We start from the raw sequence: 12,735 nt of genomic DNA on the forward strand, positions 1-12,735 counted from the left end.
CGTCGGCGAACCCGACCCCAACCCCGAGGAGGTGACCGAACCCGACCTCCGAGCACTCACCGCATAACCATCAGAACCGAAGGATCACACCATCACCGATACACCACGCCCCAGGACTTGACCCAGAATTCCGTTACTGCTCCGTTACCGCAGCGCTGGGTCACAGCAAGGCAGAAGCCCCGCGATCCCAGTGTTTCCAAGGGTTCGCGGGGCTTCGACAATGGCGGTGACGGTGGGATTTGAACCCCCGGGCACGTCAGCGTGATCCCGGGACATCCACGTGATTCCGCGGTTCCCGCAGCCGGGATCGACGGCCTTAGAGGACGTTGAAACAGGTTCGTTTCGGTTCGATTGTGGGCAAATTGTGGGCACGGGACTCGGCGTCCGACGACCGTCCGCACAATCGTTGCTTCCGCACCCGCGACGGTGCCCCACCGGACGTCGTCGCTGCTTCTTTCGAATCTCCGCAAGGCGAAGCCCTTGGATGGCGAGCGGAAACACGGGGGTCCGTTCCGAGATTCGCAGCGCGATCCGGAAGTCCGCTCGCACCATTCCGTGTTCGACCCAGATACGCGCATCCGTTTCGGCAGTCTGCGATCAGGATCGCTTACCGCGAAGACGAAAGCCCCAGCCGAAGCTGGGGCCGGGTATAAAGTAGGTCGCCTCGCGCCATGTGTGCAAACGAGGATCCGCCGCTTTCCCTAGATACGAACCATAGCACACAGCAGCTCGGCGCGAGAGCGTGGGTCACTTCGCGCCGCCGGCGAGCGTATCGCCCCACCGAGACGCGAGGATGGTGGCAGAGCCGTCGCGGCGTCGAATCAATCCCGACTGCGCCAGAACACGAAGGATACGGTGGCGGTCACGGCTCGCGTACCCGAACGTCGGTGTCGACATGGACTCATCCAACGCTTCCATGCGGACAAGGATGTCCTGCTCGCTTAGCGCTTGCCCGATCCGGTCGCGATATTCTGCGTAGATCGTCCGATAGGCGCGCTCGATGGTGGCGCAGAGCATCGAATGCACAACCCGCGCGTGGCGCTTACCACTGACGGCCACGGAATCAATGACCCCAGACGCCTGTGCGTGCTTGATCGTCGCCTGCACGAGGCCCGCTGCGCGGCTGTCCTTGCCTTGACCGATCCCGTATGTACCGAGCAGCCGCTCGAGATCGCGGAATGAGATGCTAGTGGCGCCTCGCCGATGCGTCTCCGCCTGGACGGCCGTGTGAACGCGCCACAATGGTTCGAGGTAGCCAAGCGTGATGGGGTTCCCTACGATAGACGCCGTACCGTCTGGCTGGCGTCGAGCGAGCCCGACCGTGACCAGCGCGTCAAGCGTCCTATCGAGTTTCGTCCCGTCGTCACCAACGAACGGGCCCGAGAGTAGTACACCCAAGCTAACCCCAGTCGGCCGCGCCGACAACGAGCGCAAGACATCATCGAGCGCAATGATCTCCTCCATCCTGGCGTCCGTGATCTCGAGGTAGGTCCTCGTGGCGTTTGTGGGGGTCCAGGTTTTCCGGTCGGACGCAAGAACGGCAACGTCGTAGCGGGTCTCCTTCAAGCAAAGTTGTTCCACGAGCGCCCAGTAGTCAGTATCTTCGCCCGGGCTAACCAGATCCCACCCCACCAGGAGCTCGAACCGGCCCCCACGATCCTTACCTCCGAGAATGAAGCCGCGCCGGGTGAGCTCGAGCATTGCGGCAAACGCACGACCGCTCGTATCGGCACGGCGGTCGGTGAGGCTAGCGACATCGGCGATGTCGAGCGAGTCAACGCCCACGTTCGACAGCATCTTCGTTAGTTCTGGACTCAGCTTGCGCGGATCTCCGTAGACCACGGTGACCTGCGCGTCGTCGCGTAGCAGCCGTTCGATCAGCGGAATGAAGTCCTGGTCGCCAGTGACGAGAATGAACCTCTGTGCACCTTGATGCAGGTAATCCATCGCCCGAACGGTTAGCAAAATATCGGCCTGCTCCTTCGCGGCGCGGACCGGATCCGAAGAGATGAAATGCTCCTGCATCGCCGCGACGATAGAAGGGTCGAACTGCGTCGCTGCCATGTGGGCCGACGGCGAGCCCTGCATACGCTCCCGCGCGAACCTCCATAGCGCGTCTACGAGATCGCGATCAACCTTCTTCCCTCGACCCAGTACTGCCCCAGCGAGGTTGTCCCAGTCAACCAACAGCACGCCTTTATCGGCCATCATTCCCCTTCTTCTCCTCAGGAATCTATCGTCCTCGGGCGGGATAGAACTTCGTCGAGGCTCTCCGCGGCCCCATCGCTCGAACACCACGCCACGAACTGTCGGAACTCGTCCTGAAGGGCGCGCATCGCTGGTTGGTCGATGTGGCCCTCGTCGCGAACCCTTTCGAAGACTCGTTGCGACGCGTAGGCCTTGGTGAGGTCCGTTCTGAAGGTGGAGCGGACGAAGTCCTTGAACTTCCCATCTCCGCCGAACCCTGCATCGGCCCAGCTATCGACATCGCCTCCGAACGCGCGCGGACTCGCAACCTGAAATATGTCGGAGAGTCCGTGCATGAGGAAATGCACCCTGCTCTCCATCCCGGCCTCAAGTATGTCTGCTTGGAGTTGCGCCATCCCCCGGTCCTCGAACCTGCCGGCGCGCTTCGCCTCCGCCCGTAGGGCGCGCACGATGCGACGTCGGCTGCTCTCGTCCGATCCGCGGACCTCCTGCCACTTCGCATGAACACGTTGTGCGCTCAAGGCGTCGAACATGACACCAAACGGGGCGCTCGTCATGCGCTGCCAGACGGACGTCGCCACGGACCCGGCACTCATAGTCCCGTTCACTGGGCACAGAACAATTCGTTGCTCGCGCAACTCTGCAGCGAATAGGAGTTCCATGAACTTGACATCCCAAGCGCCCTCAACGTACAAGACTCGCATCATCGACAGGGCACCTGCGCCCTGTGCCGCGAGATTCGCGAGTTGGAGGTTCAGCCAGTCCTCTGGTCCCTGAGTGTCGAACACACCGGGAGCAGAGAAGGCAAGAAACTCGCCGATCCCTACGAGGTGGGAAGCGAGCTCCACGCTGTGACTCGCGATGTACAGACGTCCGCTCTCAGACTGTGCGGCTAGGGTCTTTCCGAGCGCTCGAACCTCGCTGCCGTAGAGATGTATCTCCGGCTCGTCGAGCATAATCCAAGAGCTCTTGCTGGCGAATCCCTGGATCTCGTGGCGGGGAAGACGACCCTCCGGAACTTCGCCCTGGAGGAAGTCGCGGAGTTCGATGCGGGCATCGCCATACCGCGTCGACTCTTCGGCGACTCGCTGCATCTCCCAGAGCGTCTCGTTCGCCGCGAGGCTCACCCACCGGCGGAGAGCGGAACTCGCCTGCTCGACGGGGAACCATTCCCGGCCGTAGCGAATCCGGTAACCGAAGTCATCCTCGGGGAGGACCTTTACATCGAGCCGAAAGCCCACCAGCGCGGCGACCCGATCGCGCGTTCGCGTTGCGAGGATGTCGGCGAACGACTCCGCCGGCTGTAGCAGCGAAACACTCGTTTCATCGGCCAGACGTCCGACGAGCGGGTTTCTGCCTAGGGCAACCGTCCCCTCGACGCCGTCAAGGCAGGCGACTACCCAGGCACCGAACGCTTTGCGCGTGCGCACGTCCAATGAAGCGGCGTCTTCGGCGTCTGGGACAATCCATCGCTCGATCGCGGCCACGATCAGACGCTGGTCAATCTCGAGAGACACACTTCCCTCGAGTCTGCCGTCGGGCTTCATGACGCTGACCCGACCGCGCCCCTCGCTCGTGACCTGTAGCCCCCATGCCCGGTCTTTGCGCGCGTCGAGCTCGTCGATCAACAGTCCTGACAGCCCTGCGGACCCGCGGCCTACGAGTTCAGCGGACGACGCCACGATCTCTTCGCGCAGACGCCGGGGCAGATTGCTGAACACCCTCAGGGTTGAAGGGGCACGGATGGCGGCGAGCAGGAGTGACTTGCCGTATCCGTTCGGACCAATAAGCACCTTGGAGAGCCCGGAAGACACCAGCAACTCGCCCTCGAATGGCGGTCCGGGGTCAACGAGCCACCCCAGGAATCCAGTACTGACCATCGACGACAGCTCTAATCGCGGCGCTTGAGTAGTCGGTCGACGACCGGCTGGAGCGAGTGACCCACCTCGTTCGTCGACGTCAGCGTGGCGACATCGCGACGTACGCCTGAGTCGCGGGTCAGGATGAATGGCGGCCGGCTACCGGCGACACCGCTATCTTCCATCAGTATCCCCTCGGCCTTCAGGGCTCGCACGAGGCGTTTGACGACGAAATCATGGTCAGCGCGGGGCAGCCCTCCCATGAAATTCGACCAGTCGATCGAGGTGTCGAAGACGTTGCCCTTCTGGAACTTACCCAGGCGTCCCGCGAGCACCCGGATCGCGTATCGTTCCGGCGTCTCGCGAGCGTCCTCCGAGTCGCCTTCGGCAGCTGCTCCCTCAGTTGACTCTGCGAAACGCTCTCGCAACTGCGGACCGAAGAATTCTTCTCCGTCGATCACCGAACTGGCGTGATCCGCCGTAGCGATCTCCGATCCGATCTCACAGTCGATGAAAGTGGTGTTGCTGAGGAATGCGCCGTTCCAGTGAGTATCGCGCAGATCGCAATTGCGAAGGTACGTGCCGGTGAACACGCAGCCGCGGAGATCCGCTCCGGAAAAATCGAGGTTGGTCAGATAAAGATCGCTCAAACTCCGCGCCGCCATCCGCTCGGAAATTGGCGCAGGAATCACGTAACGCTCCCGCTTCTCGCGCGCGATCTCGGTGAGCAGTCGCAGTAGGTTGCGCATACCGACATCGTTGGTCCGATCGGCCACGGCGCCGAGACGCGCCGCCAGTAGCCATCTGTCTCCCGCGGAGACGCAATTGTTCACGATCCCATCCGGGAGTTCCCGCCGGTTTAGCACATCTATGGCCTCAATGCGCTCCGTACTGAAAGCACGAGCCAGCGCCTTACCCTGAAAGTAGTCTCGCCACACCTGATGCTGAAATGATGCGTAGCCGTCCACAGGATCAAGAAAGTGATGCGCGAAGAGCAGTGGGAGCCTCTGGTCGTCGATGTCGATATGGTCGTTCGACACCGCCTCAAGCGCGAACAACTCCAGATCCTCCTTGTCATAGGCCGCCGTCCGCTCTGACCGCAGCATATCGAGCGCAATGTTCTCGAGGAACGCCTGCTGCTCCTTGTCCGAAAAGTCGTGCCCCTGGCGGATCCGTTCGCGCGCAAACGATACCCCCACGAGGTAGTCAAGGAAATCAGTCGGCGCGCCGCTAATCGTGAACTTGTCCGCGTCCTCGCGGACTTGCGCCACGAACTCGGATAGAAAGAATGGGCTGCCGTATATGCCCAATCCCCCCTGGACTCGGTCGAGGAGCTGTTGAGAACGTTCGACAAGCCGGCTCTTGTCCCCGGTACGATCGAGTTTGATACGGAGATACGTCCGTGCCTTGCCTCGATCGAACGGCTGAAGCTCCAGGAGTTCAACGTCGTCGGTAGTGAAGTTTGGGTCGCCGACCATCCCGACGACCTCGCCGGATGACCGGTAAAATAGTGTGCGCGCTGTGAGGATCAGTCGGCTCGACGGCCCCGCTTTGCTGATGAACTCGCCGATATTGCTCTTCGCTTCATGAGGAAATTTGTCGAGCATCTCGTCGTATCCGTCGAGGATTAGTAGCGCGCGTCCTCGGCTCACCAGGAAGCGGAACGCCCCCGGTGTGAGGAGCGGGGCGCCGTGCTCCGCTTGTGCGAGGCTGATGAGCCCGTCGAAGGTGTTCGTGCCGCGATAGTCGCCGAACGGTATGAGGTAGGGCAGAGGTGCGCCCGGCGTCGCCTTCTCCGAATACACCTTGGCGAGCCGCTTCGCGAGGATATGAGTGAGCTTGCTCTTGCCGTATCCGGCCGGTGCGAGGATGACACCAACCCGGGGCGAGACGCCTCGGGACCAGTTGACAACGAGATGCTGCATCGCCTGAACCTTGACCGCACCCTGGCTGACCGCATCTGGCGCGATAAAGTCCTCTTCGAAAAGAAGTCCAGCGCGCGCGTTGGGAGCATCCTGGCCCGGTTGCAGCAGCTTCGCACAGACACGATCGGGCCTGAGGTGATTGTCCAGGTATTTGGTGAAAGAACTGAGCTGCCCGAAGAACTGCACTCCCTCCCTACGCAACTTCTCCTGCTGCGAGGTCGTCATGTCGTCCGGGACGACTAGAGCCGTGCGGAGCGCCTCATGTCGCAAGAGGCGCCCAACAACCGTGGCGATCTGCTCCGATGTAACGGCACTGGTCGTCGCAACGATAAGACAGTTCACCAAGTAGTTGTCATCGTCGATCAGGATCGCTGAGCACGGAGCCTCATCGACGGGGGCGACAACCTCCGGGGCCACCATCTGCAGCCGCAGGAACTCCTCCAACTCGTCGACAAGGTTCACGCAGTCTCCCCGCTCCATACGTATGGAAGCGCTCCATAGACCGGAGCGCTACTTCAAGTCTCGTAGACGTTGAGCAAACCATCCGCTCGCGGAAGTCCCGGCGGGCACCCTGGGCCACGTGATTGACATCACAATAGTGGTTCCGCCCTCTTGCTCGGGCCCACGCGTCATCTCAATGCGACGGTCTGCTGTGAAGATCGCTGGGCTCCCCCCTCGGACCATCGCAGATGGAGTTGGATGTTGTCGGCAGTCCCGGCGTACCGCAGGACCGCGATGACGAAGGTTCCGCCGTTCGGCGCGATCGTAAATGGCTCGCCGTCGTGGTGGATCAAAGGCCCGTGGTTGTTCTTGCCGACCGGAAGGATCTCGTATGTCACGCCCTCGGCGGCCTCACGACCTTCATTGACCAACTCAATGCGCTCTCGCGTGCTTCGTATCCGACCGCGGTTGTCTGGCTCCCGGTCATACGCGAAGGTAGCGCGCAACGCTGCGCCTCGAGAGCCCCCTGCGGGCCGCGCGCCGAGATCGAGGATCGTCAGGTCGTGCTCAATCGCGCGCCGGACCTGCGCCTGGAGCGCTGTCGGCGAATCGAACGACCCGAAGAGCCCGCGCTCGCGGAGCGCCCTCTTGAACTCGTCCAGCGCGGCTAACGCCGCGCGGTCGTGATCGTGCGCGATCGGCATGTCGCTGAAGTAGACGTGCACCCGCTTGCCAGCCTCCTGACTCCGCCCGAGCTCCTCAGCTGTGCCGGAGGCCGCGCGCGGCGTCGCCGTCCCGAGCCTCGAATGGAAAACGCCGATCACGATATCGGCGTCATATACCAACTGGGCATTGATGACTGACTGACCGTCGGTATCGGTATACTCCGCGACGGCGTCCGTCTCCCAGCGGCGTGGCAGCAGAACGACGGCTGCACCTCCGCTACGCATACCATTCCACTCATGCAGAACCTCCTCGACAGTATCCCGCAACTCGGCTGTGTCCCCGGGGGACGCAATGAGCACCTTGACGACCGTCGCTGCAAAGACCATGTCGCACAGGCTAGACGACCGAGCCGATCTGTCAGATGAATGACCCGCGGGATCGAGCCCGCGTTGTTGCTCTGGAGAGCCCGCCGTCGGTGTCGACAAGGGTGCCGACCGTCATACGCCCCACCATAGGGTGCAGGCCGCGGAACGACGCGGTCAAGCGAGCTCAGTCGACCTCCGCCGGATCCACGGAGGCTTCGATCGCGGTGCGGGTGACGCGTACGGCAGCCGAGCGGTAGATCTCCTGGATGCGCGTTTGAAGTTCGGCCTTGGGTGGCAGGGCGGTCCAGTACTCGGCGACGATGATGCCGTCCTTGTGCATCTCCAGCAGTTCGATCTGCTCCCGGCTCGTTTCGGTGCACAGGATCAGGCCGATCGGCGCTTCTTCGTCGTCCCGGCGTTCGTAGCGATCGAGCCACTTGAGGTACAGCTTCATCTGCCCTTCGTAGGCGGCTTTGAAGCGGCCGACCTTCAGTTCGACCGCGATGAGGCGGCGGAGCGGGCGGGAGTAGAACAGCAGGTCGAGGTGGTAGTCGTCCTCATCGATCGTCATCCTCTTCTGGCGTGCGACAAATGCCCAGCCGTTGCCGATCTCCAGCAGGAAGGCCTCCATCTCGCGGATGATGGCCTCTTCGACGTCTCGCTCGGCGTAGGCGTCCTTGAGGCCGAGGAAGTCCAGGAAGTACGGATCGCGGAAGGTGTCGGTGGGCACCGCCGATCCGCCCGGCGTCTGCGCGTTGGCGATCTCCTTGCGCTCGAACCCCTGGCGGCCGATCAGTTCCCGGAGCGCGCGCACGCTCAGATGCGCGGCGAGCGTCTGTTCGATGTAGAACAGGCGAGCGTCTGTTCGATGTAGAACATGCGAGCCTCGGCACTCCGCACCGGCAGAAGCGCCTTGAAGTGGGTCCAGCTCAACTGTGGCCCCAGCGAGGCCACGATCTCCTCATCCCGGAAGACCTGGGCGAACTTCACCATGCGGTAGAGGTTGGTGCGGTCGAACCCGCGACCGAATCTGGCGGTCAATTGTTGCCCCAGCGAGGCCACAATCTCATGCGCGTACTCGGCACGCTCACGCTGCAGCACCTCGGAGTCAATGACGCGGCCAATCTGCCAGTACATCAGCGTCAGAGTGGCATTGGCCTGAGCGGCGACCACCGCGCGCGCCTGCTCAACGAGCGCCGCCAGACGGTCGAACAATGGCTCTCGCGCTATGCGGCGAGTTGTGTCGACCTCACTCATCAGCAGCCTCCCGGCGAAGCATCGTCATACGGAGCACCCAGAGTCACAACTCCGCCGCGCCACGACATGGCTGCTCGACGGCGGCGAGGTCTCCGGCACCGAGTTGCGCCAGGCACGCCTCGGCACGATCCTCCAAGCCGCCGCGCCGCGGTGCGTCGCGTTCCCGCTCGACGAGAACGGTACGCTCGTCACCGCCGACGCGATGAACGCGCAGGGCCGGCTGCTCCCGGAGTGGATGACCGCTCCCATCCGCGACGCAGACAAAGCCTCCGGCGACAGCGCCCGCGCAGAACTGCGCGCGGCACGACTCGAAGCCGTGCAGGTCATCTACGGCGTCGCCGCACTCACCGGCCGCCCACCCGCCAAAGCGCTCGAAGACGAACTCGGCCTCAGCCCGCGCACCGCCGTGCACTGGATCAAGCAGGCCCGCGACGCCGGCCTGCTCAAAGGAGTGAGGTACGCCGCCGCCCGACCGGCACGTGGGTAGCGTCCAGCCCTACGAGACAAAGGACGGTCGGCGCTACCGCGTCCGCTACCGCCGGCCCGACAACACGCAGACCGACAAACGCGGATTCACCACCAAGAAGGACGCGTTGCTGTTCCTCGCGAGCGTGGAGGTGAAGAAGGCGCAGGGTGAGTTCATCGATGCCAGCAAGTCGCGCATCACCGTCGGCGAGCTCGGCCCCTCCTGGCTCGCGGGCAAGCGACCGCCGATCATGAAGGCGTCCGCCTATCGGTCACTGGACTCTGCGTGGCGCATCCATGTCGAGCCTTTCTGGGGCCACCGCACGATCGGCAGCATCGCGAGCTCCGAGGTGCAGGAGTGGATCGCCGAGCTCAGCCAGACACGGGGCGCGACAACGGTGCTACGTGCCCACGGTGTATTGGCCGGCATTCTCGACGGCGCCAAGAAGGATCTGCGCATCACGCTGAACCCGGCACGTGAACTCGAGCTGCCGAAGAAGAAACGCAAGCGGAGGAGCTACCTCACCCACGAACAGGTCCATGCGCTCGCGACGACAAGCCGCCATCCGGAGCTTGTCAACATGCTCGCCTACACAGGACTTCGATGGGGCGAGGTGACGGGCATCCGAGTCTGGCACATCGACCTCGCGCGCCGCCGGATCCTCATTGAGGAGAACGCGGTCATGGTCAACGCCACCATCGTCCTCGGCACCACCAAAGACGACGAGGACCGCACCGTTCCCATCCCGGAGTTCCTCCTCCCATTCATCGCGGGCGCCGTCGTGACCCGCACCCGCGAGGACTACGTCTTCGGACCCGGAGACGACCCCATGCCTCTCCCCAACTCCAAGGCCGGCTGGTTCGCCGGCGCCGTCAAACGCGCGCGAAAGGCAGACACGTCGTTCCCGCACATCACGCCTCACGGGCTGCGGCACACAGCCGCGTCTCTCGCGATCAGCGCGGGCGCCAACGTCAAGGCGGTGCAGCGCATGCTCGGACACGCATCGGCCGCAATGACCCTCGACACCTATGCAGACCTGTTCGACGACGACCTCGACGACGTGGCCATCTCGATGAGCAGAGCACGTTCACGGGCGCTCAGCGAGACCGAAGGCACTTCGTCAGCGGACTCAGCCGACGCATAGACGAAGCGATCCTCGACGTTTGGTGTTGCCGGACGCTCGCACTCGGCACCTGATCGGAGAGCCCGCACAAGGGCGCGACCATGAAAGGTGGAGTTGATGCTGCATACGCCCGACCGCTCGTACTGGACGGCGGCTGCAAGGACTGTGAGCAGGTGGGTCCGTCTGCCGCGCCGCTGGGCGGTCGACATCGATCGACCGTCCACGGAGTGACGATACGCACTCAAAGGGGCGAGGGCATCAGTCGTCGAAGCTTTCAATCGCCGTGCGGTCTTCGTTCATGTGGGACCGGCCGGGCCCTACAAGCAACGCGTGGAAGCGCTCCTCGCGGCCGACCAACGCCTCCCGGTACGCGGTTGCAATGCGCTGCAATTCGAGGGCGTCGGATGACTCGGCGCGTTCCTCACCACGCAACCACTGGCAGGCCTTCTCCAGTAGAGCTAGCTTCTCTCGTGCCGTCTTCGCCGATGAGGACTTTGGGTCGATCAACTCGTGTTCTCCGATGCGTGACGCCAACTGAGCCTTCGCATTCAGACAGGCTTGCAGCATCTGGTCGCGCTGGGTGGGAAACTCCAGCTTCTCCTGCACGTCAACGAGGGTGAGCACCGAGGCCAGCAGGCTACGGAGCGACTCGGAGCCGGACGCAGCGATGGCCTCGTCGAGCGCCTGCGAAAACAGGTCGGGCGCTACTTTGACCACACCGTTGGCACCGATGGCGGCGCCGGCACCGACACCTGCCATCCCCGCGCCAGCGCCGGCGAGGGCTGCGAGGGTAGCGAGTCCGCCCATCATGCCACCAGGTCCGAAGGCTGCCAGTGTCGTTGTAATGACAGCTGCACCGGCGAGACCGGCGGGGATCACCGCGGCGAGTCCAACGCCGGTCGCTGCCAGAGTGATCACACCTCCTGCGATCAGCGCCACCGGAACCCACGAAAGCCCGGGAGCGAGGTAGTCGTCAACCGACTTCCGTGCGGAGAAGATCGCGTCGACGATATCCACGTCGGTCGGCTCGGACTTGTTGGCGCGCACAAGGCTCAAGGTGGAGACCAGAGCTCTGCGGCGTTCGTCCGTATCAGGCTTCGCTTCGATGTCGAACGGAGGAGCCGGGTTCCCCGAAGCAAGCATGATCGCGAGCGCGATCAGTGTCCGGTCCGCCCACGCTCCGCGGATATGCGTCTCCGGTCTCTGGAGAAAGTCTGAGGGTTGGAGCGGCGCCGTTGATGCGTCTGCCGCGTGTAGGACTGCGGCGGCCGCCGAGTTATCAGCGGCGACGACGCGCCGCACCCGCTCGAAGCGGGCGAGGCGGTCGAGATCAGCGGGAAGTCTCTTTGATAGCTCACGCAGGTAGAGCGACTGCAGCAGCGCCAGTTCGAGCCCACGAGCCGCGTCGGACCCTTCGACCGCGGCCCTGGCGACATCCGTCCCAACGAGTGCCAACACGATCGCGGAAGCGACCGCGGCGTGCGCGCAGTAGTACTCTCCACCGTGCTGGTGGATCAATACAGGGAACATCCAGTCCTGGAGGGTTACCGCAACATCGACGACCCATCGGAAGCGGTCACCGATTCCTCGGCCGCCGGTCACTGGATCGCGCGGGTCGAAGATGTTGACCCAAGCACCAAGCCGGTCGAAAGGGTACTCGTCCAAGTCACGACCACGGAACTCGGTAATGGCACCGAGGGGACTTCCGATCGTCACCAGGACAGGTATGTGGAGCCCTTCCGGGAGCTTCTTGACGATGTCAGCAGCGACCACCGACCCGAGGCTATGGGCGAGAATCACGACTCGAGAGCCAGCCGGAACAGCCTCAAGCGAGGCCAAGACGATGCTGTGGACCGCCGCGCGGACCTCTGCGGAGCGTGCGTAATTCCTGGCATCGTCGAGCAAGGCGCCAAGCGTGGGAACGGTGGCGAGTTCCGGTGGCTGCACCCACGCCGGCACACCGTTCGCGATCGGCCTCAGTTGCGATTCAAGAAACGCCATGCGCGCTACATAGGAAGTCTGTGCCTTCCTCAACGAGTCCTTGTCCGGCCGCTTCCAAGTTGCTCGCACTGCGGAAGAGCCCTCGGCCTCTCCGCGTAGCGCGGCCCGGTAGTCGGGAGTGAGGACGCGGGCGGGATCGATGGGTTCTTGACCTGCCCTCACGAGCGCCTGATCAAGTGGCAAGCGCCAGTGATCCTCCGTGCTCGCGTTGATCCCATGGAGGAAGAGCACCCACGTGTCGCTCACCAGCGGACTCCCCTCGCGACGTTGTTTCGTGCTACCGACGCCGAACCCACAATCAGGGTTGCGTCCAATAGCGTGGTGTACGGATCCGGTGGCCGCGTCGCTGTGAACGTGGCGACGGTCACCGTGTGATCCTTCGAGAGAACTCTTCACATCCATCTCGAAAGGAACCACGACGATG

The 12,735-nt window shown here is 63.4% G+C and carries 9 protein-coding genes; 2 read left to right on the forward strand and 7 right to left on the reverse strand.

What is annotated here, in order from left to right; all coding sequences use genetic code 11:
• Positions 1–747 precede the first annotated feature (747 nt).
• From WBP48_RS13150 to WBP48_RS13175, 6 genes are all read right to left on the reverse strand, one after another.
• Positions 748–2,208, reverse strand: a complete 1,461-nt coding sequence (locus WBP48_RS13150; RefSeq protein ID WP_424441132.1) for an NYN domain-containing protein — start codon at positions 2,206–2,208, stop codon at positions 748–750.
• A 17-nt stretch (positions 2,209–2,225) separates the two neighbouring features.
• The gene (locus tag WBP48_RS13155; RefSeq protein ID WP_424441134.1) at positions 2,226–4,088 is read right to left on the reverse strand and encodes a hypothetical protein; all 1,863 of its coding nucleotides are present in this window, start codon (positions 4,086–4,088) and stop codon (positions 2,226–2,228) included.
• An 11-nt stretch (positions 4,089–4,099) separates the two neighbouring features.
• A complete protein-coding gene (locus WBP48_RS13160; RefSeq protein ID WP_424441136.1) occupies positions 4,100–6,454 on the reverse strand; it encodes an NACHT domain-containing protein in 2,355 nt (784 codons plus the stop codon).
• A gap of 167 nt (positions 6,455–6,621) precedes the next feature.
• Positions 6,622–7,485: a hypothetical protein gene (locus WBP48_RS13165; protein ID WP_424441138.1), complete on the reverse strand. Its 864-nt coding sequence runs from the start codon at positions 7,483–7,485 to the stop codon at positions 6,622–6,624.
• 163 nt (positions 7,486–7,648) lie between these two features.
• Positions 7,649–8,278, reverse strand: a complete 630-nt coding sequence (locus WBP48_RS13170) for a PDDEXK nuclease domain-containing protein (protein ID WP_424441140.1) — start codon at positions 8,276–8,278, stop codon at positions 7,649–7,651.
• A 2-nt stretch (positions 8,279–8,280) separates the two neighbouring features.
• Positions 8,281–8,721, reverse strand: coding sequence for a DUF1016 N-terminal domain-containing protein (locus WBP48_RS13175; RefSeq protein WP_424441142.1), 441 nt, complete (start codon positions 8,719–8,721; stop codon positions 8,281–8,283).
• Here WBP48_RS13175 and WBP48_RS13180 point away from each other — a divergent pair.
• Both WBP48_RS13180 and WBP48_RS13185 read left to right on the forward strand, forming a co-directional pair.
• Entirely contained in the window at positions 8,705–9,208 is a 504-nt protein-coding gene (locus tag WBP48_RS13180) for a hypothetical protein (RefSeq protein ID WP_424441144.1), read from the forward strand. The two genes, WBP48_RS13175 and WBP48_RS13180, sit on opposite strands and share 17 nt — an antisense overlap.
• Positions 9,201–10,331, forward strand: coding sequence for a tyrosine-type recombinase/integrase (locus WBP48_RS13185; RefSeq protein ID WP_424441146.1), 1,131 nt, complete (start codon positions 9,201–9,203; stop codon positions 10,329–10,331). The genes WBP48_RS13180 and WBP48_RS13185 overlap by 8 nt, the downstream gene beginning before the upstream one ends.
• Before the next feature lie 237 nt (positions 10,332–10,568).
• Here WBP48_RS13185 and WBP48_RS13190 read toward each other — a convergent pair whose 3' ends face one another.
• Entirely contained in the window at positions 10,569–12,557 is a 1,989-nt protein-coding gene (locus WBP48_RS13190; RefSeq protein ID WP_424441148.1) for a hypothetical protein, read from the reverse strand.
• Between the last annotated feature and the right edge of the window lie 178 nt (positions 12,558–12,735).

Source organism: Microbacterium sp., assembly GCF_049661145.1.
Lineage (GTDB): Bacteria > Actinomycetota > Actinomycetes > Actinomycetales > Microbacteriaceae > Microbacterium.